The 24,505-nt window shown below is 58.3% G+C and carries 32 protein-coding genes; 23 read left to right on the top strand and 9 right to left on the bottom strand.

Annotated features, from left to right (window positions below; translation table 11 throughout):
• Positions 1-90: 90 nt before the first annotated feature.
• From ACR3EP_RS07165 to rpsF, 5 genes are all read right to left on the bottom strand, one after another.
• Positions 91-792: a helix-turn-helix transcriptional regulator gene (locus ACR3EP_RS07165; protein ID WP_170349080.1), complete on the bottom strand. Its 702-nt coding sequence runs from the start codon at positions 790-792 to the stop codon at positions 91-93.
• A 239-nt stretch (positions 793-1,031) separates the two neighbouring features.
• A complete protein-coding gene (locus ACR3EP_RS07160; RefSeq protein WP_170349429.1) occupies positions 1,032-1,472 on the bottom strand; it encodes a lytic transglycosylase domain-containing protein in 441 nt (146 codons plus the stop codon).
• 190 nt (positions 1,473-1,662) lie between these two features.
• A complete protein-coding gene (rplI, locus tag ACR3EP_RS07155; protein WP_170349079.1) occupies positions 1,663-2,283 on the bottom strand; it encodes a 50S ribosomal protein L9 in 621 nt (206 codons plus the stop codon).
• Positions 2,284-2,295: 12 nt separating this feature from the next.
• The gene (gene rpsR / locus ACR3EP_RS07150; RefSeq protein ID WP_005982441.1) at positions 2,296-2,523 is read right to left on the bottom strand and encodes a 30S ribosomal protein S18; all 228 of its coding nucleotides are present in this window, start codon (positions 2,521-2,523) and stop codon (positions 2,296-2,298) included.
• Positions 2,524-2,550: 27 nt separating this feature from the next.
• Positions 2,551-2,904, bottom strand: a complete 354-nt coding sequence (rpsF, locus tag ACR3EP_RS07145; protein WP_170349078.1) for a 30S ribosomal protein S6 — start codon at positions 2,902-2,904, stop codon at positions 2,551-2,553.
• A gap of 305 nt (positions 2,905-3,209) precedes the next feature.
• On the opposite strand from rpsF, the gene ACR3EP_RS07140 reads away from it, so the two are divergent.
• A complete protein-coding gene (locus tag ACR3EP_RS07140; RefSeq protein WP_480637035.1) occupies positions 3,210-3,719 on the top strand; it encodes a hypothetical protein in 510 nt (169 codons plus the stop codon).
• A gap of 126 nt (positions 3,720-3,845) precedes the next feature.
• Positions 3,846-4,418 carry a YceI family protein gene (locus tag ACR3EP_RS07135; protein ID WP_170349076.1) on the top strand — a complete coding sequence of 191 codons (573 nt, stop codon included), beginning with the start codon at positions 3,846-3,848 and terminating at the stop codon, positions 4,416-4,418.
• A 54-nt stretch (positions 4,419-4,472) separates the two neighbouring features.
• On the opposite strand, the gene ACR3EP_RS07130 is transcribed toward ACR3EP_RS07135, so the two are convergent.
• Positions 4,473-5,699: a cytochrome b/b6 domain-containing protein gene (locus ACR3EP_RS07130; RefSeq protein WP_480637034.1), complete on the bottom strand. Its 1,227-nt coding sequence runs from the start codon at positions 5,697-5,699 to the stop codon at positions 4,473-4,475.
• 170 nt (positions 5,700-5,869) lie between these two features.
• Between ACR3EP_RS07130 and fabD the strand changes: the two genes are divergently transcribed.
• The 7 genes from fabD (at position 5,870) to mltG (ending at position 12,201) form a co-directional block, all read left to right on the top strand.
• Positions 5,870-6,808 carry an ACP S-malonyltransferase gene (fabD, locus tag ACR3EP_RS07125; RefSeq protein WP_480637032.1) on the top strand — a complete coding sequence of 313 codons (939 nt, stop codon included), beginning with the start codon at positions 5,870-5,872 and terminating at the stop codon, positions 6,806-6,808.
• A gap of 40 nt (positions 6,809-6,848) precedes the next feature.
• Positions 6,849-7,586, top strand: coding sequence for a 3-oxoacyl-[acyl-carrier-protein] reductase (fabG, locus tag ACR3EP_RS07120; RefSeq protein ID WP_170549462.1), 738 nt, complete (start codon positions 6,849-6,851; stop codon positions 7,584-7,586).
• A 209-nt stretch (positions 7,587-7,795) separates the two neighbouring features.
• Positions 7,796-8,029, top strand: a complete 234-nt coding sequence (locus ACR3EP_RS07115; RefSeq protein ID WP_008756330.1) for an acyl carrier protein — start codon at positions 7,796-7,798, stop codon at positions 8,027-8,029.
• A 138-nt stretch (positions 8,030-8,167) separates the two neighbouring features.
• On the top strand, positions 8,168-8,707 hold the full coding sequence (locus ACR3EP_RS07110) for a GNAT family N-acetyltransferase (protein WP_170375817.1): 540 nt from the start codon (positions 8,168-8,170) through the stop codon (positions 8,705-8,707).
• 119 nt (positions 8,708-8,826) lie between these two features.
• Positions 8,827-9,570, top strand: coding sequence for a 1-(5-phosphoribosyl)-5-[(5-phosphoribosylamino)methylideneamino]imidazole-4-carboxamide isomerase (locus tag ACR3EP_RS07105; RefSeq protein WP_170349071.1), 744 nt, complete (start codon positions 8,827-8,829; stop codon positions 9,568-9,570).
• A 204-nt stretch (positions 9,571-9,774) separates the two neighbouring features.
• Positions 9,775-11,040 carry a beta-ketoacyl-ACP synthase II gene (gene fabF / locus ACR3EP_RS07100; protein ID WP_170349070.1) on the top strand — a complete coding sequence of 422 codons (1,266 nt, stop codon included), beginning with the start codon at positions 9,775-9,777 and terminating at the stop codon, positions 11,038-11,040.
• The gene (mltG, locus tag ACR3EP_RS07095) at positions 11,041-12,201 is read left to right on the top strand and encodes an endolytic transglycosylase MltG (protein WP_480637029.1); all 1,161 of its coding nucleotides are present in this window, start codon (positions 11,041-11,043) and stop codon (positions 12,199-12,201) included.
• A 39-nt stretch (positions 12,202-12,240) separates the two neighbouring features.
• Here mltG and ACR3EP_RS07090 read toward each other — a convergent pair whose 3' ends face one another.
• Together ACR3EP_RS07090 and ACR3EP_RS07085 are read right to left on the bottom strand one after the other, a co-directional pair.
• Positions 12,241-13,497 (bottom strand): DEAD/DEAH box helicase, encoded by a 1,257-nt coding sequence (locus ACR3EP_RS07090; RefSeq protein WP_480637027.1) that lies wholly within the window; start codon positions 13,495-13,497, stop codon positions 12,241-12,243.
• A 296-nt stretch (positions 13,498-13,793) separates the two neighbouring features.
• Positions 13,794-14,330, bottom strand: coding sequence for a winged helix-turn-helix transcriptional regulator (locus tag ACR3EP_RS07085; RefSeq protein ID WP_480637025.1), 537 nt, complete (start codon positions 14,328-14,330; stop codon positions 13,794-13,796).
• A gap of 39 nt (positions 14,331-14,369) precedes the next feature.
• Between ACR3EP_RS07085 and ACR3EP_RS07080 the strand changes: the two genes are divergently transcribed.
• The 3 genes from ACR3EP_RS07080 (at position 14,370) to ACR3EP_RS07070 (ending at position 16,549) form a co-directional block, all read left to right on the top strand.
• On the top strand, positions 14,370-14,744 hold the full coding sequence (locus ACR3EP_RS07080) for a VOC family protein (RefSeq protein WP_170396213.1): 375 nt from the start codon (positions 14,370-14,372) through the stop codon (positions 14,742-14,744).
• Between the two features lie 181 nt (positions 14,745-14,925).
• A complete protein-coding gene (locus tag ACR3EP_RS07075; protein ID WP_480637023.1) occupies positions 14,926-15,270 on the top strand; it encodes a hypothetical protein in 345 nt (114 codons plus the stop codon).
• The gene (locus ACR3EP_RS07070; protein ID WP_480637022.1) at positions 15,179-16,549 is read left to right on the top strand and encodes a DNA-packaging protein; all 1,371 of its coding nucleotides are present in this window, start codon (positions 15,179-15,181) and stop codon (positions 16,547-16,549) included. Before ACR3EP_RS07075 ends, ACR3EP_RS07070 begins: the two co-directional genes overlap by 92 nt.
• Before the next feature lie 62 nt (positions 16,550-16,611).
• Here the strand turns inward: ACR3EP_RS07070 and ACR3EP_RS07065 are convergent, their stop codons facing one another.
• Positions 16,612-16,842: a hypothetical protein gene (locus tag ACR3EP_RS07065; protein WP_480637020.1), complete on the bottom strand. Its 231-nt coding sequence runs from the start codon at positions 16,840-16,842 to the stop codon at positions 16,612-16,614.
• 1,344 nt (positions 16,843-18,186) lie between these two features.
• Between ACR3EP_RS07065 and ACR3EP_RS07060 the strand changes: the two genes are divergently transcribed.
• The 11 genes from ACR3EP_RS07060 (at position 18,187) to ACR3EP_RS07010 (ending at position 24,489) form a co-directional block, all read left to right on the top strand.
• Entirely contained in the window at positions 18,187-19,356 is a 1,170-nt protein-coding gene (locus ACR3EP_RS07060) for a phage portal protein (protein ID WP_480637018.1), read from the top strand.
• Positions 19,349-19,567, top strand: a complete 219-nt coding sequence (locus ACR3EP_RS07055) for a GTA head formation protein, RCAP_rcc01685 family (RefSeq protein ID WP_058280601.1) — start codon at positions 19,349-19,351, stop codon at positions 19,565-19,567. Before ACR3EP_RS07060 ends, ACR3EP_RS07055 begins: the two co-directional genes overlap by 8 nt.
• Before the next feature lie 26 nt (positions 19,568-19,593).
• Positions 19,594-20,139 carry an HK97 family phage prohead protease gene (locus ACR3EP_RS07050; protein WP_480637016.1) on the top strand — a complete coding sequence of 182 codons (546 nt, stop codon included), beginning with the start codon at positions 19,594-19,596 and terminating at the stop codon, positions 20,137-20,139.
• A gap of 34 nt (positions 20,140-20,173) precedes the next feature.
• On the top strand, positions 20,174-21,352 hold the full coding sequence (locus ACR3EP_RS07045; protein ID WP_480637015.1) for a phage major capsid protein: 1,179 nt from the start codon (positions 20,174-20,176) through the stop codon (positions 21,350-21,352).
• A gap of 178 nt (positions 21,353-21,530) precedes the next feature.
• Positions 21,531-22,130, top strand: coding sequence for a head-tail connector protein (locus tag ACR3EP_RS07040; protein WP_480637013.1), 600 nt, complete (start codon positions 21,531-21,533; stop codon positions 22,128-22,130).
• Positions 22,127-22,465 carry a phage head closure protein gene (locus ACR3EP_RS07035; protein WP_480637012.1) on the top strand — a complete coding sequence of 113 codons (339 nt, stop codon included), beginning with the start codon at positions 22,127-22,129 and terminating at the stop codon, positions 22,463-22,465. Before ACR3EP_RS07040 ends, ACR3EP_RS07035 begins: the two co-directional genes overlap by 4 nt.
• Entirely contained in the window at positions 22,462-22,875 is a 414-nt protein-coding gene (locus ACR3EP_RS07030; RefSeq protein ID WP_425080451.1) for a DUF3168 domain-containing protein, read from the top strand. Before ACR3EP_RS07035 ends, ACR3EP_RS07030 begins: the two co-directional genes overlap by 4 nt.
• A gap of 20 nt (positions 22,876-22,895) precedes the next feature.
• Complete coding sequence (locus ACR3EP_RS07025) at positions 22,896-23,309, top strand: phage major tail protein, TP901-1 family (RefSeq protein WP_058280596.1); 414 nt, start codon at positions 22,896-22,898, stop codon at positions 23,307-23,309.
• Between the two features lie 4 nt (positions 23,310-23,313).
• On the top strand, positions 23,314-23,634 hold the full coding sequence (locus tag ACR3EP_RS07020) for a gene transfer agent family protein (RefSeq protein WP_480637010.1): 321 nt from the start codon (positions 23,314-23,316) through the stop codon (positions 23,632-23,634).
• Entirely contained in the window at positions 23,631-23,840 is a 210-nt protein-coding gene (locus ACR3EP_RS07015) for a rcc01693 family protein (RefSeq protein ID WP_480637009.1), read from the top strand. The genes ACR3EP_RS07020 and ACR3EP_RS07015 overlap by 4 nt, the downstream gene beginning before the upstream one ends.
• Positions 23,827-24,489 (top strand): phage tail tape measure protein, encoded by a 663-nt coding sequence (locus ACR3EP_RS07010; protein ID WP_480637008.1) that lies wholly within the window; start codon positions 23,827-23,829, stop codon positions 24,487-24,489. Before ACR3EP_RS07015 ends, ACR3EP_RS07010 begins: the two co-directional genes overlap by 14 nt.
• The last annotated feature ends 16 nt before the right edge of the window (positions 24,490-24,505 follow it).

The following is a 24,505-nucleotide window of genomic DNA, read 5'->3' as shown; positions in this document are numbered from 1 at the left end:
CCCCCTACAGTCTGGTTACCGTGACTCGAGAGTTAACCATGTCGCGGGCGGAAACTATTGGGGGTTTCCCGTATTTTTTCGATTTTTTGCTTATCCTGGGGCGATTAAGCCCAAACCTATCGCCCGGCCAATGGCCTGAGGCGTGGTTAACGCGCCCAGTTTTTCGCGGCCAGAGCGCATGTGAACCTCGACGGTTCGGTGGGAAATCGACAAAATATCACCAATATCTTGCTGCGATTTACCCTCAGCGACCCATTGAAGGATCTCTTTTTCGCGTGTCGAAAGGGCGGGCAGGTACAATGCTTTGGCCAGAACCCCGGACTGCATAACCGTATCATGCGCATGCACAGCGGCCATTTGCAGGTCGCCCATAACTTCTCTTTTGAGCGACTCCCATTCAGCATCTGAACAATCGCGGGTCACGCTTAGTATTCCGCATTCGCCGTAAGGGCCGCGGACAGGAACGGTTAAACCACGCGGGGTAATGCCGAAGTCATGTGCATCGCGGAAAACGGCATTAAATTTTTCGTCGTGATTGAAACGGCCCCAATCGACCGGTGCAATGCTGAGAACCGACTGGTAAATTGTTGGATCAAAATGGTGGTATCCATGGCTGCCGTAATGGATTTTCCATTCGTCAGGGTAATTCGCATACCCCTGAACGTCACCTTTCACAGGATTTAAAGTGGCATAAGACGCATAGTCAAAGCCGAGTTCCTCGCAGACCGAGTTGATTATGTCTGCGGTCGACTTTTCCTGTTGGTCGAGCGCGGCCAAGTCTATGAGTTTCACCTGTCCAACCTTTTACATAGCGCTTTCCACCCCCCGAAAGCGCACAGTCTGTCCGTATTCAAGCCTACGTTGCGTCAACCGAGGTATTAAGCGCAAGGGAATTGTTAATATCGCACAGGCATAATGCGTACTTAGAGCAACAGAACTGTGTGAATCTGGGGTATTTGGGTGGAATTCCGCCGATTCTGACGCGAATTGGCATCGGATGTTTACGTTCTTTGTACAAGTTGAGCGGGAATTCATTCGGGTACAAGCCCAGTTTCAACCAGCATTCCGCGGGCTTTGGCTTCGGGCCAATACCCTTTAGCGTACAGGAAGATTGCCCTTTGCTGATCGCCATCCGAAAGCAACCAGGCGCCGCGCAGATACTTTCCGGCAAATTCCAGATTGGCATCGGCGTCCAGCAGCCCCTGTGCATTTCCGCTGTAGCCCATAGAGCGTGCCGTCGCAGGAAGGATTTGCAACAGTCCGTAATAAGGCCGGTTCACAGCCCACGGGCGATGAGTGCTTTCCCGGATCGCCAGCTTGTGCACAAGCTCGCGGGGGACTTCGTAGTGATCCGCCCACTTATTGATCGAGGCCCGTAACTCAGGCGTTTCGTTGGGGTAGAGAGGGGGATCGAATGCGTCTTGCGACACCGTCTCCGGCCCTCCGCAAGCAGCGAAGGGGATCATCAGCATCATGGCCAGAGCGCTGCGGCGCAGGTAAGCGGTCATCTGTGTACTCCGAATTTCAGGGCGCGATGATAGGAAACGAGTGCCCATCTGCAAGCGTAGGCTTGAGATGTGGCCGAAATTTGCCCGTTTTGCGTGTGCATGAAAAAAGGCCGCACAAATCGGTGCGGCCTTTTCGAAATTCGATTGAACCAGATCAGGCTTTGGCTTCGTCTTCTTCAGCCGGAGCTTCTTCGGCAACCAGCTCTTCATCTTCCGAAGCAGCGGAACCGATATCGTCGAACAGTTCGGCGATTTCGAATTCAGCAGCGGCTTCTTCTTCAGCAGCCAGCTCCTGGATCGATTTGCCCGACGCCTGCAGTTCGGCTTCTTCTTCCGAACGGGCGACGTTCATCTTGATTTCAACTTCGACCTCAGGATGCAGTTTGACTGCGAGCGAGTGCAGACCCAGTTCCTTGATCGGTGCGATCAGGGCAATCTGTTTCTTGTCGACGGTGAAACCAGCCTCGGTTGCTGCGTCTGCGGCGTCACGCGGGGTGACCGAACCGTACAGAGCGCCGGCATCCGATGCTGAGCGAATCACGATGAACTGCTGACCGTCCAGCTTTTCAGCCAGTGCTTCAGCTTCTTTTTTGGTTTCCAGGTTGCGGGCCTCAAGCTGCGCTTTCTGAGCTTCGAACGAGGCGACGTTTGCCTCGGACGCGCTCAGCGCTTTGCCTTGGGGCAGCAGGAAGTTGCGGGCATAGCCGGGCTTTACGTCAACGACGTCGCCCATCTGACCCAGTTTCGCAACGCGTTCCAGAAGGATAACTTGCATGTCAGTCTCTCCTTACTTCACGGCGTAGGGCAGCAGGGCGAGGAAGCGGGCGCGCTTGATAGCACGGGCCAGTTCACGCTGCTTTTTCGCCGAAACGGCGGTGATGCGGGAAGGTACGATCTTGCCACGCTCAGAGATGTAGCGCTGCAGCAGACGGGTGTCTTTATAGTCGATCTTCGGCGCGTTGTCGCCCGAGAACGGGCAGACCTTGCGGCGGCGGAAAAATGGTTTTGCGGCCATGGTTTATGTCCTTTCGTCAGGCGTTGATCAACGGCGCTCGCGGCGGCCTTCGCGCTCGTCGCGCTTCTGCATTTGGACCGAAGGGCCCTCGGCATGCTCGTCGACCTTGATGGTCAGAACGCGCATAACATCATCATGCAGGCGCATCAGGCGCTCCATTTCCTGAACGGCGCCAGCGGGGGCGTCGGTCTTCAGGAAGGAATAGTGACCCTTGCGGTTTTTGTTGATCTTGTAGGCCATTGTCTTAACGCCCCAGTACTCGCTTTCGACGACGTTACCGCCGTTGTCCGCCAGAACGGTGCCGAAATGTTCGACAAGGCTTTCTGCCTGCGCGTTGGACAGGTCCTGACGCGCGATCATTACATGCTCATACAGCGGCATGTGTACTCCTGTTTCTATCAAGGCGCATTTCATAGGCGGGGCCATTTTGTCCTTCGCGACCCTGCCACGAGAGGCTGCGCGATTCATAAGATTTGCGAAGGATGGCCTCATATACACGTTTGAGCGTGAGGGGCAAGCCCCGCCACAGACGCCTTGGCGGTGTCGTGCTATTAACATCCAATTAACATTGCGCTGCCCAATTCCTGACGCTTTTCGGCTCAAAGTTGTTTTTCATACCGGGGACTATCCGGAATTACCGGACCCAGAACGGCAACCTGAAAAACAGGGTGAGAGAGATGACCGCGATGAATACGAATGCATTCGAAGAGTCCGCAACCTCAGCGAACTATGAGAAATCTGTACCAGTTCTGATCGCCTTCGCACCGAACTGGAAGGTTCGGATGGTACTGGCCCGCGTCCTGGGCGCCTTTCTGATCGTGATGGCGTTTTCCATGTGGTTGGTGGCCGGTTCCGCAATGGCCGCCGAAGTCTGGCCGATCAAGCTGGCTGCGTCACTTATGTTTCTGCTGGTCGGGGTTAGCCTGCTGACGATTCAGCTGCTGGATGCCCGCCCGGACGCTTATTTCGATCCGATCCGCCGCGAGGTTCGGGTTCTGCAAAAGAACGAAAACGGCCGCCCGCAGACCGTTCTGCGCCGCAGCTATGACACCTTGGGTGGTGCCCGCTTTGCCGACGATCAGGTCGAATTGTACGATGTCGATGGCAGCCTGCTGATGAAACTGCCGCTGCAATCGGCGGATGTCAGCCGAGCGCTCAAGGGGCAACTCAGTGGAAGCGTAACAATCTTCGCGTGAAATTTATTCTGTTCATCTAGGAACAGAAACTGTTAGAGAATAATACTTGTGTGCTGCCCTTGGGCAGCACATTTTTGTTATCGAGCAACCCATTCGGGTTGCATCCATAATTTTTCGGAGATTGTTATGAAATCCACCCTTCTTGCTGCTGCACTGGCCGTTTCGGCAACTTCGGCGTTTGCCAGCGCCGAGAAATACGTTTTGGACCCCAGCCACAGCCAGGTCGTCTTCAGCTATAACCACCTGGGTTATTCCACCACGACCGGCATGTTTTCGGGCTTCGAAGGCGAGATCATGTTTGACCAAGAAGACCCTGCGGCATCCAGCGTTTCTGTTTCGATGCCCGTGATTGAAATGATCACCGGTTGGAAGCCACGCGAAGATCACTTCATGACCGAAGATTTCTTTGGCGCCGCCGAAGGTGACCTGGTCACCTTTACTTCGACTGGTATCGAAGTCACCGGTGAAAACACGGCCAACATCACCGGCGATCTGACCATGAACGGCGTGACCAAGTCGGTCGTTCTGGATGCCAAGTTGAACCAAGTGTCCGAACACCCAATGGCGAAAAAGCCGTGGGCGGGTTTTGACGCGACCACCACGCTGGTACGCAGCGATTTCGATCTGGGACAGTTTGCGCCTTTTGTCGGTGACGAAGTCGAAGTCCGGATCTCGGTAGAAGCAGTAAAGGCTGAATAAGTCGCACGCGATCTTCTGAACAAAACCGCCGAGGCACGTCGCCTCGGCGGTTTTTTATTCGGCTCGTTGCGCGATCAGTTCCACAGAAACTGCAACCACAAAGGCCAGCGAGTCCTCGCCGGGCATGGACTTGCCAACATCAAAATCCAGCCGGTTCAATTCCAACACCCCGGACATCGCGGCGGTGTTGTCCTGAAGATCAAGCGTGAAAGGCAGCACCACATCCCTAGTTTTGTCGCGGATGGTCAGCGGACCGCGGGCCTCGTACCCGGTGTCGGTCTTGTAGAGGTCGGCCTTGAACTGGGCGGTCGGGAATTGGGTGCTGTCAAAGAAATCGGCCCCCATGGCCTGATCCGCAACCGTTCCAAGGCTCAGCGAAGGGATCGCGATTGTGACGTCAACTGTACCGGCTAGGCCCGGCTCAGATGGGTCTTCAAAGGCAATTGCTGCGGTCCAATCGGCGAATGTGCCGGTCACCGGGCTGCCCAGTTGGGTGATGGTAATGGACAGTGTGCCTTCTTGCACCTGCCAGTCCGATTGCACCTCGGACAGTTCTGCGGTGTCGGTTGCGGCGGCGGAGTGATCCGAGAATACGCCCGTGGACCAACCACCCAACAGGACCGCACCCCAAATAGCCAGCGCAGCGACAGCGGGTAGGGCAGAGTGATGTTGGTCAGGGGGCTGAGGCGCGTCTGAACGGCCGGGCAGCATCCGGCGCAAAGTACTGTCCTTGTCGACCACGTGGTGCTTTAGGGCACCTGCAATGTGCAGGATCAGTGATCCAGCGAGAACCAGAATGAACAGCCAGTGCAGGCCAGCCGTAACCTCTGCGACATAAGGCGACTTGGGAATGAAGGGCAGATTTTGCCCAAAGGGCCACAGGATCGGGGCGAAACCTTCCGCTGCGGCATGGTGCAGCCAGCCAGTCAGGGGAACCAGAACCAGCGAGGCATAGAGCGTCCAGTGTACGACCTCGGCGGCGAAGGCTTCGGGTTTGTTGTCTACGTTCAACAGGCCGGGCTTGGTCTGGGTCATCGCCCATAAGATGCGGGCCAGCGCGACAAAAAAGACGGTGACCCCGACTGTTTTATGGAGCGAGAACAACTGAACCGCCCGAACAAGGTCCTCTTCGGTGGTGGGGATGGACGGATCATAGATTGCGTGGGCCAGATTGTTGGCGAACCATCCCAGCGGCAGGGCGGTAAAGATCAGCAAGGCGGTCAACCAGTGAAAGGTCTTGGCCACACTGCCATAGCTGGAAAAGGTGTTGGTCGAGGGCATCAGTTGCTCCGTACTGGGGTGGCTGCGTTCAACCTAAAGCCATGGGATCAGGACGCAATAGCGAGCCACGCACAGCAAAAGTGCCAGATTGCAGAGGTCAGGCAGTGCTTGTGCCGCGCCCGCGCACGGTTTACACCCCGCCGCAACCTAACGTCATCCAAGAGGTCGCAATGACACGCGCATTCGTTTTTCCGGGGCAGGGTGCCCAAACTATCGGGATGGGCAAGGCTCTGGCCGAGGCTTATCCGGCTGCTCAGGCTGTGTTCGACGAGGTCGACGAGGCGCTGGGTGAAAAGCTGAGTAGCCTGATCTGGGAAGGTGATATAGCGGATCTGACGCTAACGCAGAATGCGCAGCCTGCGCTTATGGCGACGTCAATGGCGGTGATGCGCGCGCTGGATGCCGAAGGTGTTTCGGTTACTGACGCAGCATTTGTAGCCGGTCACTCGCTGGGTGAGTATTCCGCGCTGGCCGCTGCTGGAGCTTTGTCGGTTGCCGATACTGCCCGCCTGCTGCGCACCCGAGGTCAGGCCATGCAAAGCGCCGTGCCGGTAGGCGAAGGCGCAATGGCTGCCATTTTGGGCTTGGATTTGGACGCCGTCCGCGTCGTAGCCGAGGAAGCCGCGCAGGGTGAAGTCTGTCAGGCCGCAAATGACAATGATCCGACACAAGTCGTGGTTTCAGGCTCCAAAGCCGCCGTAGAGCGTGCTGCCGAGATCGCTAAGGAAAAAGGTGCCAAGCGCGCAGTGATGTTGCCGGTTAGCGCGCCGTTCCATTGCGCTCTGATGCAGCCTGCCGCAGACGTAATGGCAGAGGCGCTGTCAGAGGTTGAAATCAAGGCACCTGCTGTGCCGCTGGTGGCCAATGTGCGGGCCGAGGCGGTCTCGGACCCTAGCCTGATCCGTCAATTGCTGGTCGAGCAGATCACGGGTTCGGTTCGGTGGCGTGAAAGCGTGCAATACATGGCGGCGCAAGGCGTGACCGAGACATGGGAGATTGGCGCAGGTAAAGCGCTGTCAGGTATGGTCCGCAAGATTGATCGGACCATTGCGGGCAAGGCCGTCAGTACGCCGGAAGACGTGCAAAAGGTCATTCAGGCTGAATCGTAAGTTGAAAACGTCGCAACGGACGCACCAAGAGGGAAACCGAATGTTTGATTTGACAGGTAAGAACGCGCTGATTACCGGCGCTTCGGGTGGTATCGGGGGCGATATCGCACGCGCACTGCATGGCGCGGGTGCCACTGTGGGGTTGTCTGGTACGCGGGTCGAACCGCTGCAGGCGCTGGCGGATGAGCTGGGTGAGCGCGCGCATGTATTGCCTTGCAACCTGAGCGACCCCGAAGCAGTTGCAGCGCTGCCGAAGCAGGCCGCCGACGCGATGGGATCCGTTGACGTTCTGGTAAACAACGCGGGCATCACGCGGGACAATCTGTTCATGCGTATGTCAGACGAAGAATGGCAAAGCGTAATTGACGTGAACCTGACTGCCACAGCAAAGCTGTGCAAAGGCGTATTGCGCGGCATGATGAAGGCGCGTTGGGGTCGGATCATCAACATCTCGTCCGTGGTCGGCGCGACCGGCAATCCGGGTCAGGTCAATTATGCCGCGTCCAAGGCCGGTATGGTCGGTATGACCAAGTCGCTGGCCTATGAGGTCGCAAGCCGCGGAATCACGGCAAACGCAGTGGCCCCGGGGTTCATCACAACTGCGATGACGGATAAGCTGACCGACGATCAGAAATCGGGAATTCTGGGGCAGGTTCCAGCTGGTCGTATGGGCGAGCCGTCAGAAATTGCTGCGGCAGTTCTGTACCTTGCAAGCCCTGAAGCGGGATATATCACAGGAACGACCTTGCATGTGAACGGCGGTATGGCCATGTTGTGAGCGCACACCGGGGCAGGCGCGAAAGCGTTTGCGTCGGGCGTTGTCTGTGCTATAGGCGGCGCATGTATGCGGGGGTCGGCCAGTGGGTCGGCCTTCTACTTTCCCGGCAATCGGGAAACCAAACCGCCCGGACCGGGCAAAATCAAGCCAGCCTGAGCGGGCAAGGGCAGAACCGGGCGCTACGCCCTGAAATGGAATGAGGAATAGACATGAGCGACGTCGCAGATCGCGTTAAAAAGATCGTTGTTGAGCACCTGGGTGTTGAAGAAGACAAAGTGGCAGAAAACGCTTCCTTCATCGACGATCTGGGCGCAGACAGCCTGGACACTGTTGAGCTGGTCATGGCCTTTGAAGAAGAGTTCGGCATCGAAATCCCCGATGATGCAGCCGAGACCATCCAGACCTTTGGCGACGCCGTCAAATTCATCTCTGAAGCGTCCTAAGCGTTTCAAATCCTTAAAAGCGGCGCTTCCGGGCAACGGAGGCGCCGTTTTTTATGCCCGAAACAAATTCACTCTTGCTTGACGCTTTTCCGGAAAGCACTGTCTGAACAGAGGCAATTTTTTCCGAGCGGGCAGGGCATGATACGATCCACCCCGACGATAAACACGGCACGCTTGATGCTTTGCGCCATGCGTCCCGAAGATTTTAACCGGTTCGCCGAGATCTGGCGTAACCCGTGCATCGTGCGGCATATCGGTGGCAAACCAAGGTCGCGTGGTGAGGCGTGGGATTCATTCCTGCGCAATGCCGGGCACTGGCAGATGGCCGGGTTCGGGCATTGGGCGGTTTTGCAGCAATCGAATCGCCAGATGATCGGTCAGGCTGGTTTTTTCTACGGCAACCGCTCGATGGGTGAAGATTTCGACAGTTACCCCGAAGCCGGATGGATTTTGGTACCCGAAGCGCAGGGGCAGGGTTTGGGCATAGAAGCGGCCCAAGCGGCGCATGATTGGTTCGACCGCATCATGCCTGGACCCTTGGTTGCAATGGTAAATTCGGCCAATAGCGTCTCGCAGAAACTGGCTGAGAAGCTGGGATATGTGCCGATGCGCGAAGATAAGTACAACGGGTCTGAGGTTGTATTGCTGCGCCGGAATGGCCCTCCGAAACGCCATTAGTTACCAATCGCGGCAATGCCGCAAAATGTCCTCAGTTTGCCGAAACTGGTAAAATCCGGGATCGGTCCGGTGTGTATGGTACACTGGATTGACATGCGATTGAGCGAAGGAGCGGGCTCATGAGGATTTACCCTACTATGGAACTGCAGAACGGCCGGTGCGTGACGCTGGACAAGGGCCGTCTGGACAATGCCATGATCTGGCACGTGGACCCGGTTGAAACAGCGCGCAGCTGGTCGGCCGCCGGGGCCGAATGGATGCAGCTGACGGATTTCGACGCGATCGAAGGCCGTGATACCAATGCCGAGCTGGTCGAGGAAATCATCCGCTCGGCTGAAATGCCGGTGCAATTGGCCGGTGGGATGCGCGCGCGCGAACATGTCGAACATTGGATCGACAAAGGGGCAGGGCGGGTCGTCATCGGTACCTTGGCTGCGCGCGACCCGATCTTGGTAAAGGAACTGGCCAAGTTTTACCCGGATCAGATCGTTCTGGCGGTTGATGTCTGGCAGGGCTTTGTCATGACCGAAGGTTGGCGCAGTCAAAGCGCCTTTACCCCCGAAGCCTTTATCGAAGCGTTCGCGGACACCCCGTTCGCGGGTATTGTGGTGACGGATATCGACAGTGACATGGAAGATGTCGAAGCGCAGTTGGGGCTGATTTCGGGTCTTGCGGAAAAGTCCCGTACCCCCGTTATCGCCAGCGGTGTGGTGCGCACGGCGGACGATATCTCGCGCTTGGCCTATATCCACAACATCTCGGGCGCGATTGTCGGGCGGGCGCTGTTCCGCAAATCGTTGAGCCTGGAAGATGCGCTGGAAGTTGCCAAAACCGCGCACGAGCCCGTGGCGCAGTTCCAGTAAAAGACAAGTCACCCGGAAATCGCCTTTTGCCCCGCGCGGGCAGAAGGCGGTTTTTCATTTCTGAACCCTTCCAACGGTGACAGGCGGATTTTCTTTCGGTTTTGGCGGGATGATGCCGGAAGGGATTGCGCCGTGGCTCTTGCCCCCGGCCCCCACGCCGGGGTATGAGCGGTTCTCAAATAGGAAGCAGGCAAGAGGCATTTCATGCGCAGAGTCGTTGTAACCGGTCTGGGATTGGTCACTCCGTTGGCCAGTGGGGTCGAGGAAAGCTGGTCACGGCTGCTGGACGGAGAATCCGGCGCGGGCCCGATCACGCAGTTCGATGCTGAGGCGAGCGGGGTCACCACGACCTATGCCTGCGAAGTGCCCCGTGGCGATGGTACGAACGGGACGTTCAATCCCGACGATTGGATGCCACCGAAAGAGCAGCGCAAGATCGAGGACTTTATCCTGTATTCCATCGCTGCGGCTGATATGGCCTGCCAGGATGCGAATTGGCTGCCTGAGAACGAAGAAGATCGCCTGCGCACTGGGGTCCTGATCGGCTCGGGTATCGGTGGGCTGGGTTCTATCGCGAACACGGCCAATCTGATCCGTGACAAGGGTCCGCGCCGCGTGTCGCCCTTCTTTATCCCTGGCGCGCTGATTAACTTGGCCTCGGGTCAGGTCTCGATCCGTCATGGGTTCAAAGGGCCGAACCATTCGGTTGTTACCGCCTGTTCGACCGGCGCACATGCCATTGGCGATGCCAGCCGTATCATCCGTGCCGGTGACGCGGATGTCATGGTTGCAGGTGGCGGCGAGGGTTGCATCTGTGAGATTGGCATTGCGGGCTTTAACGCGTGCAAGGCGCTGTCGACCAAGTATGCCGACGACCCTAAGAAAGCCAGCCGCCCTTATGACGTCGACCGCGACGGGTTCGTAATGGGTGAAGGCGCAGGCATTGTCGTGCTGGAAGAATACGAACATGCCAAGGCGCGCGGTGCGAAGATTTACGCCGAGGTTCTGGGCTATGGCATGTCCGGTGACGCCTATCACATCACCGCACCGTCCGAGGACGGCGACGGGGCAGAGCGTTCCATGAAAGCCGCCCTGCGCAGTGCCGGGCTAGAGCCAAAGGATCTGGATTATATCAACGCGCATGGGACTTCGACCATGGCGGATACGATCGAGCTGGGCGCGGTGGAGCGTCTGTTGGGCGACCATGCGGGCAACGCAACCATGTCTTCGACCAAATCGGCCACGGGTCACTTGCTGGGTGCGGCTGGCGCGATCGAGGCGATCTTCTCGATCCTGGCGATCCGCGATCAGGTGGCTCCGCCGACGATCAACCTGGACAACCCGGCGGTTGAGACACCGATTGACCTGGCGCCGAATGCCAAACGCGAGCGTGAGATCAACGTGGCCTTGTCGAATTCGTTCGGGTTTGGCGGCACCAATGCCAGCGTGATCTTCGGAAAGGCCAGCTAAATGTGGCGGGCTTTGGCATCAAACGCGCTGACCATCCTGGTGGTCGGCCTGTTTTTGATCGGCGGTGTGATCCTCTGGGGGCAATCGCAGTACAAGGCCGAAGGCCCGCTGGAAATCGCCATGTGCCTACAGGTGAAAAGCGGCTCGAACATGACACGCGTCAGCCAGCAGCTTGCAGATGAGGGTGCCATCAGCAGCGCCATGATCTTCCGGATGGGTGCGGACTACACTGACAAGGCGCAGCAGCTGAAAGCGGGCAGTTTTCTGGTTCGCGAAGGTGCATCGATGGCGCAGATCATCGACGATATCACCAGCAGCGGTGCCAGCACCTGTGGATCCGAGATTGAATATCGCGTTGGTGTCACACGGGTACAGACCCGCGTGCGAGAGCTGAACCCGGCCACCTTGGAGTTTGTCGAAATTGCGAGTTTCGAGGCTGGTGAAGAGGAAGCCCCTGTTGAATACGTTGAAAAACGTCAGGACTCCGATACGCGGTATCGTGTTTCGGTGGCTGAGGGCGTGACCTCTTGGCAGGTGGTCGAGGCGCTTAAGGGCATTGACGCCCTGACCGGTGAGGTGTCCGAAATTCCGGCCGAGGGCATGTTGGCGCCCGACAGCTATGAGCTGGCCCCAGGTGATGACCGGGCTGCTGTGTTACAGGATATGCAGGCGAAGCAACAGTTGCGGATCAACGCGGTTTGGGAAAGCCGGCAGAACGATTTGCCGATTAGCAGCCCAGAGGAGATGTTGATCCTTGCCTCAATTATCGAGAAAGAGACGGGTGTTCCACATGAGCGCGGCCAAGTGGCCAGTGTGTTTGTGAACAGACTTGAAAAAGGCATGAAGCTGCAGACAGACCCGACAGTGATCTATGGTGTCACCAAGGGGCAAGGTGTGCTAGGTCGTGGCCTGCGCCGCAGCGAGTTGCGCCGTGCAACCCCTTGGAATACTTATGTGATTGACGGTTTGCCGCCCACACCGATCGCCAATCCCGGCCTCGCAAGCCTTGAGGCCGCGGTGGCCCCAGACAGCACAGACTATGTGTTCTTTGTTGCAGACGGAACTGGCGGGCACGCTTTTGCGGAAACTCTGGATGAGCACAACCGTAACGTCGCCAAATGGCGAGAGATAGAAGCCGAGAGAAACAGCTCGAGCAACTAAGAAAAGGGCCGCGTTGAAAAACACGGCCCTTTCTTTTTCTTATGCAGCGGGACGTCTGCGTGGACGGCGGCGTTTTGACGGCGCAGGTTTCGACGTCGAATTGGCGCCCTGCGGTTTCCGTCCCCGGAACCCACCACGATTGCGCGGTTTCTTGGGTTCGGCATATTCAGGCATGGTGCCACTAGCGACCGGAATTTCGATCTTCATCAGCTTTTGAATCTGCAGCAGCTGGTCCAGCTCATCGGGCGCGCAGAAGGCAATAGCTTCGCCTTCACGACCGGCACGGGCCGTGCGGCCAATGCGGTGGACATAATTGTCTGGCACTTCGGGCAGGTCATAGTTGATCACATAGGCAACGCCGGGAATATCGATGCCACGCGCAGCCACGTCGGTGGCGACCAGCACGTTGATCTCACCGGCGCGGAACGCCTTGATTGCGCGGTCGCGCTGGCCCTGGCTTTTGTTTCCGTGGATCGATGCCGCGTTAAAGCCATCGGCCACAAGACCTTTCATCAGCTTTTCAGCACCGTGTTTGGTGCGGGAAAAGACCAACGTCAGGGCGTCCATGTCAGCGGACAGAATTTCGCGCAGTTTTTGCGGCTTTTCGCCCCGGCTGACGAAATGCACAGACTGCGTAATCTTGTCGGCTGCCTTGCCCGGGGGGGAAACCTGCACCCTCTGCGGGTTGGTCAAGTAGGATTGGCTAAGCTCCTCCATCTGTTTCGGCATTGTGGCCGAGAACAACATGGTTTGACGCGGTGTACCCAATGCGGGCGCGATTTTGCGCAGGGCGTGGATAAAGCCCATGTCCAGCATCTGGTCAGCTTCATCCAACACCAGATGACGCACTGAACTGAGGTCAACGGCACCGCGTTCCATCAGGTCGATCAGGCGGCCCGGCGTAGCGACCAGAATATCAGTGCCTCGCGACAGGAACGAGATCTGTTTGCCAATGGATTGTCCGCCAACCACAGTGGCCACGCGCAGTTTCGTCTTTTGCGTCAGATTGCGCAGGCTTTCCGCGATCTGGTTCACCAGTTCGCGGGTGGGGGCGAGGATCAAAGCCTTCACCGTTTTCGGCGCAGGTTTGCCCGGTTGCGCCAGCAGATGATCAATCAGAGGCAAGCCAAAGGCCAAGGTCTTGCCGGTGCCAGTCTGGGCCAGCCCAAGAATATCATGCCCGTTCAGCGCCAGCGGAATGGCCTGGTTTTGGATCGGCGTAGGTTGGGTAAAATTGGCGCGTTTCAGCGCGTCGTTCAGGGCGGGCTCGAGGCCCAGCATGTCAAAGTCGAACAAATAACTATCCTTTGCAGCCCTCGGTATTAACCCAAAGGCAAGTCGTCACGGGCCGCATCTGCGACCGGCAGGGGTTGTACGAGACCTCGGGAAATGCAGGCGGCTCCTGCACCATCCGGTCGTCGCATCAAGAACCCTGCGTGATGGGGAACTATGGGTGGATCGGGCGCTGTGGGGCTGTTGATGGCCCGAATGCTCACGCGGCAGCGCTGCTTCATGGGCACATGCGGGTTGAGAGGTCGAATGTCAAGCTATTGGGCAGGGTTTTCTATGTCCTGTACGACGGTGTTGCTTGATTACTGACCCAACCCGACGGCCTGATGGATGGCAAAACCGGTTTTGACCGCGCGATAGGTCGGGAAGGGCATCCGCCCCGAGGTCTCGATATCGCGCTGGATCCAGTCGTGATCCTCTAACTGATGCAATGAGGCGGATAAGGCACGATCGGTGATGGTGATCAGATCCGACCTGATCGCCGAAAAGCGATGCGGGGTGCCGGTTAGGGCCAGGATGGGAACGATCCAGGACTTTCGGAGAAGCTTGTGCGTGGCGTCATCCGGGGCAACCTGAATGATCGCGCTGGCAATACGCGCGGCTTGGGTGCCTGCGGGGGTGAGGCGAAACTCGGGGCGTAGGGGATGGCCATGGCCGGGGTTACGCTCGAGCAGTTCGAGTTGGACGAGGTGATCGAGACTGGCCGCGAAGGCTGTTCGACTGGCGCTGGTTGCGGCGAGTAAAGGGGCTTGTCGCCCAGAAACACCGGAATGCAGCAGCGCCAGAATGTTCAGTGACCATGCGCGGGAGGTGAGCTTGACAAGTAGAGTTATGTCCATAAAGTATAGTAACTATATTTAAATACAAAGGAAAGTTCAATGCCGCATGTTTCGTTAAAAAACACGATCACGTTTGCGATTTCAGTCAGGGATCGTCACGCCAGTGCGGATTGGTATCGTGACATGCTTGGGTTCGAACTTGCCCATCACATCGATGAAGCCGGGTGGAGCGAAATGCGCACCAATGTGGACGGAGTGACATTGGGTCTGGGAGAACAGGCCGAGCCGTCACCGGGCAATTGCGTTCCGGTCTATGAAGTTGGTGATATTGCCACGGCGCGTGGTGCGCTGGAAGCTGCCGGGGTGGCGTTTGATGGCCCGACGGAAACGATCGAGGGGATGGTCAGCACGGCCACATTCTATGATCCGGATCGCAATGCGATGATGCTGGCGCAAGATTTGACGAGCGGTTAATCTTAACACGGCGTACGATTGTTGTTGCGTTCGATGTTGCGTAACACATTGACTTTGCGCGCTTAATCACGTAGAAGTTATGTCATGCTAGAAGAAGTGGGCGACGGCCCCGGGGCGACCCGGTGGCCGTTTTTCGTTTCTCTCGTGCGGAGAAAACTCACGCATGAGGTCACAGGCAAACATGACTTTGATTACCCCGGAAGAGCGGATTTCTCAGACGGCTGACTTGTTGCAGTCCCTTGAAAGATCCATTCGCGATCTGCGCCAAGCAGCGGAAGAACTGCGCCAGCAGATTGGTGCCGGGGAGGATGCAGACCTTGCCGGAGCAGGCAAGCAACTGGGGCAGCTAGAGGGGCTGATCCGAAGTTGTCAGAAAGTGGAGACAACCTTTGTCGAACAACATCACAGACAAGCCGGAATTGCCCAAGGAGGGTATGCGCTCGACCTTGAGCGCGCTCGATTTGAAATCGGGTGCAGGTTGGCTCGCCTCCGCAGATGCTGCGGTTCGGGAAAGATTTCTGAGTGAGATCGGGGAGGGGGGGCTGTGTGCCCTCCCTTTCCTGTTTGAGTTTTGGGCACTGCCACATCAGTTGCCGCCCGAGAGTGATTGGCGATGCTGGGTGATCATGGGCGGACGTGGCGCGGGCAAGACACGGGCTGGATCCGAATGGGTGCGGTCGATGGTCGAGGGGGCGAAACCGCTGGATCGGGGCGAGGCCCGCCGTGTGGCTTTGGTTGGAGAGACCTTCGATCAGGTGCGCGATGTCATGATTTTTGGTGACAGCGGGATATTGCGATGTTCGCCCCCGGACAGGCGACCCAGTTGGAAGGCATCTGAACGCAAGTTGATCTGGCCCAATGGGGCCGAGGCACAGGCATTTTCGGCAAATGATCCCGAGGGGCTGCGGGGACCCCAGTTCGATGCAGCTTGGGTGGATGAGCTGGCCAAATGGAAAAAGGCCGGGGAAACCTGGGATATGCTGCAATTTGCGCTGAGATTGGGTGAGCGGCCGCGGGTCTGTGTGACGACCACGCCGCGGAATGTGAAGGTTTTGAAAGAGTTGCTGGCGTCGCCTTCAACGGTGCAGACGCACGCGCCGACCGAGGCGAACCGAGCAAATCTGGCCGCATCGTTTCTGGACGAAGTGCGCGCGCGCTATGCAGGCACGCGGCTGGGACGGCAGGAGTTGGATGGCGTATTGCTGTCGGATGCCGAGGGGGCGCTCTGGACCGGTTCGATGCTCGAGGCGGCACGGTGCGCACAGGTGCCCGAATTGGACCGCATCGTGGTTGCGCTGGACCCGGCTGTGACGTCCGGTTCAGATGCGGATGCCTGCGGGATCGTGGTCGTGGGGGCTCAGGTGCAGGGGCCGCCCGAGGAGTGGCGCGCCTATGTACTGGCCGACCGGACGGTGCAGGGCGTTGGCCCGGCGGGCTGGGCGCAGGCGGCGATTGACGCAATGGATGAGTTCGGGGCCGAGCGTCTGGTGGCCGAGGTCAATCAGGGCGGGCAGCTTGTAGAAGAGGTCGTGCGGCAGGTGGACCCTCTGGTGCCCTATCGCGCGGTTCGGGCCTCCCGCGGCAAGGTCGCCCGGGCCGAGCCTGTGGCGGCGCTGTACGAACAGGGGCGTGTGGCGCATGTCTCGGGGTTGGATGCGCTGGAGGAACAGATGTGCCAGATGACCGCGCGGGGATTTGAAGGGCAGGGCTCGCCCGACCGGGTCGACGCGCTGGTCTGGGCGTTGCATGAGTTGGTTGTTGGGCCTGCGGGGATGTATCGACGGCCTAGGGTTCGAAGTTTGTGAGCGCTTTGAGGGTCGATAGATTACTGGCGCACTCAGGTTCTGGACGTTGGTTGCCCTTGACTTCAATTATCCTCGTATTCGCCGAGCAACCGGGACAGCGTCAGCAGCGATGAAAACAACCTTTCGTAGACATCCGGTGACATCATGGTTTTGTAGTCATCAAGCAGTTGGACAAGAACGACTACATTGGAGGCAAACACTTCGTAGACGTGTTTGTCGGCAGCGGTAGGTTCCTTGGTCCAGTCTTTGTTCGTATCGTAGTATCTGGACGGCACAAGTTCGTTTTCATTCATCGGGTGGCCTCTTCAATTTGAAGCACACGTGGGGGCATGTGAAACGCAGACAATTGCCGTGGCAAGATATCACAAGAACTTGGCGGTGATTGCAAAGGGTTTAGGCTATCGGTTCAACAAACTTCTGAATCTTGCGATTGGCCAAGCTGGAGTCAGGGGCAGGGCTAACCCGACCGCGTCGACGCACTGATCTGGGCGCTGCATGAGTTGGTTGTCGGGCCTGCGAGGGTGTTTAGAAGGCCGAGGGGCGGAGTTTGTGAAAGAGGATGCAGGCTAGGTAGTGCCGATGGCCCTGTCTCTATACCATCACCAAATAGCTTAACGCTGCGCGTGTTAGAAAATTCTTGAAATTACCGATTTGTGTTAGAGTAGGTGCTTGTAGAGCTTCATTTTACTTTTCGCTGTTGAGGGTTTTTGTTGTGCGCCAAAAAATAATCCAAGTTCTGAAAAGTATCGGTTATCACTTTAATGATCGCGACAATGAAATATCAGTCATCCGAAGACTTCATGAAGAGGCCGTGGAAGAAAGTCTGGAATTCGTTAGAGAGCGTATCGATGGAGCGGCGCTTTTTGGGATGCACCAGAACTCCGGCGCTATGTGATTGACAAAGCCGTTTCTGGTCCCCTGAGGGATGAGCTGTTTATGGAGTTTGGTGTTTTTCGAGGACGAACTCTAAAAGTTTTCGCTGAGAGAATGAAAGCTGGGCAGTCAAATCAAACAATCTATGGTTTCGATGCTTTTGAAGGGCTTCGCGACCACTGGAGTAACATAAATTACCCAAGTGGGGCCTTCAACTTGCGCGGCAAAACACCGCGTGTTCCAGATAATGCAGAACTTGTTGTCGGTTGGGTGAAGACACTTTGGAGGCATTTCTACGTAGACACGCGAAAAAAGTAGCTTTCCTGCATATTGATATGGATGTTTACCCTCCTACCGCTTTTGTACTTAGAAAAACACGTCAAATTTGTGTGCCAGGGACTATTATTCTCTTTGACGAATTCCACGGTTATCTGGGTGGAAGAACTATGAATACAAAGCGTTTTAGAAAACTACGACGAAGACGCATTCGAGTATATCGGGTTTTCAAAGATGCAATGTGCCATTAAAATCAAGTAGATATAAGCTCCCGGCATCATTTCGGGCAGGTACCCGAACATTAAAAAAATGTTCTTTGCCAGTGCGTGAAAATACTGTGATTGCGTATCTAACTGGCTCTTGGACAAGCAATTCGAGACCCCAACCTGTTGCCCACCCCCCGTACGCCCTGTTCCCAAGCCCTAAACTTCTTTCCGTCATAACTCCTTTCAACAAGCCGGGCAGTGCGGCGGCAGAAAGGAGCACAGATGGTATTCGATTTCTTGCGTCGTGGATCGGCTGGCGAGGCGCCCGAGGCGAAGGCGAGCGCGGCGGGGCCTGTGGTGGCGTGGCAGACGGGCGGGCGCGTGGCGTGGAGCCCGCGGGACGCGGTATCGCTGACGCGGACGGGGTTTTCGGGGAACCCGGTGGGGTTTCGCTCGGTTAAGTTGATTGCCGAGGCGGCGGCGGCATTACCACTGGTGTTGCAGGACCGTGAACAGCGCTATGAGACGCATCCGATGTTGACCCTCATGCGTCGTCCGAACGCAGCGCAGGGGCGGGCCGAGTTGATGGAGACCGTGTTCGGTCAGCTACTTCTGTCCGGCAACGCCTATATCGAGGCGGTACAGGCCGAAGACGGGCTGCCGGTTGAACTACATGTGCTGCGCTCGGACCGGATGAGCGTGGTGCCGGGCGCGGATGGCTGGCCCAAGGCGTATGACTATAGCGTCGGTGGCAAGACGCATCGTTTTGCGGCTGAAGTCATCTGTCACATAAAGTCCTTTCACCCGCAGGATGACCACTATGGATTTTCGCCGATGCAGGCGGCGGCTATGGCGATTGATGTGCATAACAGCGCGTCTCGGTGGTCGAAATCGTTGTTGGACAATGCGGCGCGGCCTTCGGGGGCGCTGGTGTGGAAAGGCGATGGCCATGGGGTGATGGCCGAAGATCAGTTCCGCCGCCTGTCCGACGAGATCGAGCAGAACTATCGCGGGGCGCGGAATGCCGGGCGACCGATGGTTCTGGAAGGGGGGCTGGATTGGAAGCCGATGGGGTTCTCTCCGTCCGATATGGAGTTTCAAAAGACCAAGGAAGCCGCTGCCCGCGAGATCGCGCTGGCCTTTGGGGTCCCGCCAATGTTGCTGGGAATTCAGGGCGACGCGACCTATTCGAACTATCAGGAGGCCAACCGGGCGTTTTATCGCCTGACCGTTCTGCCCCTGGTGACGCGGGTGGCGGCGGCAGTGTCAGAGTGGCTCTCGGGCTTTTCTGGCGAGGATTTGATGCTGAAACCCGATCTGGATCAGGTGCCCGCGTTGGCTACCGAACGTGATGCGCAGTGGACCCGCGTCAGCCGTGCCGATTTCCTGACAGATGCCGAGAAGCGGTCTTTGCTGGGGTTGCCGGCTCTGGCGGAGGATGCGGATGGCTGAAGGGTATCCGCCATTCGATTGCGCGCCGGGCTTGCGTCTGGCTGCGCATGAACGGGTGGCCGAGATTCAGCATGCGCACCTGTGCAAACGGTTGGATCAGATCGAAGAAATGATGGAGCGGTTAGAGCGCCGGTTGTGGCTGACGGTCTACGGTGTGGCCGCAGTGATCCTGGCACAGGCGTTTCAGTCGTTTTTGTCGGTAACACCATGAGTTCAGGGGCTTACGAGGAGTTGTTCATGGATTTGGAGCATAAGTTTGCGCGGTTCGGCGATGGGCTGTCTGTGTCCAAGGATGCAGTGATCGAAGGCTATGCCAGTCTGTTCGGTCAGGTCGATCAGGGCCGTGATGTGGTGCAAAAAGGCGCCTATCGTGCATCACTGGATGGGCTGGTGAAGGCTGGTCAGCGGGTTAAGATGCTGTGGCAGCACGACCCGGCGCAACCAATCGGCGTTTGGGACGAAGTGCGCGAAGACGATAAGGGCCTGTGGGTCAAGGGTCGTCTGCTGGAAAGCACACAAAAGGGTCGCGAGGCGGCAGAGCTAATCCGAGCGGGTGCCATGGACGGCCTGTCGATTGGCTATCGCACTCAGCGAGCCGTTAAGAATGACAAGGGCCAGCGGGTCCTGACGGAACTGGAGCTGTGGGAGGTGTCGCTTGTGACTTTCCCGATGCTGCCCAGTGCGCGGGTGGCGGCAAAGGGGACGACCCTGGATGCCGAAGAAACCCTGCACAGTATTGCCGAGGTGTTCAACGACGCCCGGCAGGAGCTGGCGCGACCCTAGCGCGCCTCAAACTCACCCAAGAATGGAAGTGCTGATGAGCAAGACCGAGACCCCGGCCTTGACCGGAGAGGGTGCGCCCCTGGTTCAGGAGGTGAAGCAGGCGATGGCTGGCTTCGTGGATGAATTCAAGGGCCTGAAGGCTGAAGTGAAAACCAAACTGCAACAGACAGAAGAGCGACTGACTATGCTGGATCGTAAATCAACCATCGCGGCACGCCCGCATCTTGCTGCCTCGATAACCGAAGGCGCACCGCACCAAAAGGCTTTTGACGCTTATGTGCGTTCGGGTGACGATGACGGCCTGCGTGGGCTGGATATGGAGGCCAAGTCGCTGACCAGTGCGGTCAACAGCGATGGCGGTTACCTAGTTGATCCGCAAACCGCCGAGATCATCAAATCGGTGCTGAAATCCACCGCCTCGATCCGTTCGATCGCCTCGGTTGTGAATGTCGAAGCGAACTCGTTCGATGTGCTGATCGACCACACCGATGTGGGTGCGGGATGGGCGGATGAGGCCTCGAACGCGACCGAGACTGCGACTCCATCGATTGACCGCATCTCAATCGCGCTGCACGAGTTGAGCGCGCTGCCCAAGGCCTCGCAGCGCCTGTTGGATGACAGCGCCTTTGACGTCGAAGGTTGGCTGGCCGGTCGTATCGCTGACAAGTTTGCCCGCGCCGAGGCGTCGGCGTTTATCAGTGGCGATGGTGCCGACAAGCCGAAGGGCATTTTGGATCACGCCAAAGTCGACAATGACGTCTGGGATTGGGGCAATATCGGCTACGTTCCGACCGGCATTGATGGCGGTGTTGAGGCGGATGCCATTGTTGATGTTGTCTATGCGCTGGGCGCGCAGTACCGGGTCAATGGTACTTTCGTGATGAATTCCAAAACTGCCGGCCTGATCCGTAAGTTGAAAGACAGTGATGGTCGCTTCCTGTGGTCTGACGGACTGGCCGCCGGTGAGCCCGCGCGCCTGATGGGTTATCCGGTGCTGATTGCCGAGGACATGCCGGATGCAGCCTCTGACAGTTTCTCGATCGCTTTTGGTGATTTCCAGGCAGGATACACCATCGCCGAACGCCCCGATCTGCGCGTTCTGCGCGACCCGTTCAGCGCCAAACCACACGTCCTGTTCTATGCGACCAAACGCGTCGGCGGCGACGTGAGCGACTTTGCCGCAATCAAACTGGTGAAATTCGGCACTGCCTAAGCGGTGGCGGATCCGGGGGGCTGGGTAACCGGCCTCTCGGGCGGCGGGTACGGGCCGGGGTGGGATCCTCTGCGTTGTCTAGCTGCTCCCCTCCGTCCGAGCAACGTGGGGCGGCGCGTGCCTGCCAATTTCCTGAAGTGACGACCCCCGGAGGGGGCCGAGATTGCGGAGTGAATGGATGATGTTGATCGAAGAAACCGCCATCGCGGATGCGGCATTGCCGGTAGATCAGTTCAAGGCGCATCTGCGTCTGGGCACGGGCTTTGCCGAGGGCAGTGTGCAGAACGAGGTGCTGAACGGTTTCCTGCGGGCGGCGATCGCTGCGATTGAGGCGCGCACCGGCAAGGTGCTGATTGAACGCGAATTTTCTTGGAGCCTGAGCGAATGGCGCGATGCTGCAGTCGAGGTGCTGCCGGTAACCCCGGTGGTGACTATGGGCGCGGTGACAATCCGCGATGCGGCGGGTTTGGAAAGCACAATCGCGCCCGATGCCTATCGGCTGGAACAGGACAGCCAGCGCCCCAGGCTGCGCCCAAAGGGCGCAATGTTGCCGAGCATTGCGACAGGCGGCTCGGTGAAAATCACCTTTGCTGCAGGGATGTCGGCAGATTGGGGTGGGCTACCTGCTGATCTGGGTCAGGCAGTTTTGTTGCTGGCCGCGCATTACTACGAATACCGCGACGAGACTGCTTTGGGTGCTGGTTGTATGCCCTTTGGCGTAACCAGCCTGATCCAACGCTATCGCGTCGTGCGCTTTGGCGCAGGGGTGACGCAATGAAGGCGCCGCGATTGAACCGAAAGCTGGTTCTCGAAGCGCCAATCCGAACTGCCGACGGCGCAGGTGGGTACATCGAAACATGGGCCTCGTTGGGTACGGTTTGGGCTGAAGTCACTGCACGCAGCGGGTCCGAGCGTCAGGTGGCCGGGGTGCCAGTTTCGCGCGTGAGTTACCGCATCGTTGTGCGGGGTGCGCCCGAGGGGTCATTGATGCGCCCGTCGCCGGACCAGCGTTTTGCCGAAGGCATACGGCGTTTTGTTATTCGCGCGGTCGCCGAGCGTGACCCGCGTGGCCAGTACTTGACCTGTTTCGCGGACGAAGAGGTGGCGGCATGAGCTATGGCGTTTCAGCGGCTTTGCAGGCGGCGGTGTATCAGCAGCTTTCAGGCGATACGCAGGTCAGCACGCTGTCGGGCGGCGCGATCTATGACGCGGTGCCGGCAGGGGCGGTGCCCCAGACTTATGTGACGCTGGGCCCGGAAGAGGTGCGGGATGCCTCGGACCGATCGGGCGCTGGTGCCCTGCATCGGTTCACGGTGTCGGTGATGTCCGAGGCCGCCGGGTTTGGCGCTGCCAAGGCCCTTGCGGGGGCGGTGTGCGATGCGCTTGAGGGTGCAGCACTGACCCTGGATCGCGGGCGACTGGTGGGGCTGTGGTTCGAACGCGCCTCGGCCCGCCGTACGGGAACCGGCGGTGCCATCCGCCAGATCGACCTGAGGTTCCGCGCCCGCGTGGAAGACGACTAAGCAATCAACGGAGAGAGCATATGGCTGCCCAGAACGGAAAAGACCTGTTGGTCAAAGTGGATATGAACGGCTCGGGCCTGTTCGAGACCATCGCGGGGCTGCGCGCCACGCGGGTCAGTTTCAACGCAGAAAGTGTGGATGTCACCAGCCTGGAAAGTCAGGGTGGTTGGCGCGAGCTGTTGTCGGGGGCAGGGGTGAAGTCCGCTGCGATCTCGGGTTCGGGCGTATTCAAGGATGCAGGCACCGACGAACGCGCACGACAGCTGTTTTTTGACGGTGAGACACCGAACTTTCAGGTGATCATTCCCGATTTCGGCATCGTTGAAGGCGCGTTTCAAGTCACCGGCATCGAATATGCGGGGTCGCACAATGGCGAGGCGACTTATGAGATGAGCCTGGCCAGCGCCGGCGCTTTGGCCTTCACGGCACTGTAATCCTATGGCCAATCCGTGGACGGGCGAGGTGGCATTGACCATCGATGGAGAGCGGCGGGTGCTCAAGCTGACGCTGGGTGCTTTGGCGGAATTGGAACAACAGTTGGGCACCGGGTCTTTGGTGGAACTGGTGCAGCGCTTCGAAGGTGGGGCCTATTCCAGCGGTGATGTGCTGGCATTGATCGTGGCCGGGCTGCGAGGCGGGGGCGCCGATGTCGCCCGATCGGATCTGCTGCGGGCCGAGATCGATGGCGGACCGATGGCTGGCGCCAAAGCTGCGGCTGAACTGCTGGCACGGGCCTTCATGGTTCCGGGGGGCGCATGAGCGGGTTCGACTGGCCCGTTCTTATGCGGGCCGGTTTCGTCGGCCTGCGCCTGACGCCGGATCAGTTCTGGCGTCTGACACCGGCTGAATTGCGGCTTGTGTTGGGGCAAGGGGCCGGGATGCCAGCGATGAACCGGGCGGGGTTGGACGCTTTGCTGGCGGCCTATCCGGACAAGCAACAAGGAGAGCGTGATGACGGATCGTGACGGGTTGGATGACCTGCAGGAACGGGGTGAGGCGCTGGGCGACTCGTTGGGGGATGCGGCGTCGATGGCTGCGGCATTCGACAATCAGATGAAGCGGATCAGCGCAGCCTTTGAAGAAACCGGCAAGGACGTCGCCACGTTGGAGCGCGGCATGTCCGGCGGTTTGCGCAAGGCATTTGACGGCGTGGTGCTGGACGGCATGAACCTGTCGGATGCGCTGGATGTGCTGAAGAACTCGATGATACGCACGGCCTATTCGGCAGCGATCAAGCCTGTGACCGATCACTTTGGCGGCATGCTGGCCAATACGGTTGGTAGTCTGGTGCAGGGAATTTTGCCCTTTGCCAATGGCGGCAGCTTTTCGCAGGGCCGGGTGATGCCTTTTGCCAATGGCGGTGTGGTCAGCGGCCCAACGACATTTCCGATGCGGGGCGGCACCGGACTGATGGGCGAGGCCGGCCCCGAGGCGATCATGCCTCTGGCGCGCGGGCCAGATGGCAAGTTGGGCGTGCGGACATCCGGCGGAGGGCGCGCAGTGAACGTGGTGATGAATATCACAACGCCGGACGTGCAGGGGTTCAGACGCAGTCAGGGTCAGATCGCCGCTCAGATGAGCCGCGCCTTGGGTCGCGGCAATCGCAACAGGTAACACGAGGGAGCAGCTC

Source organism: Ruegeria sp. BB10, assembly GCF_056535725.1.
Note: the sequence above shows the minus strand (reverse complement) of the source record. Positions and strands in the feature narration are given on the sequence as shown.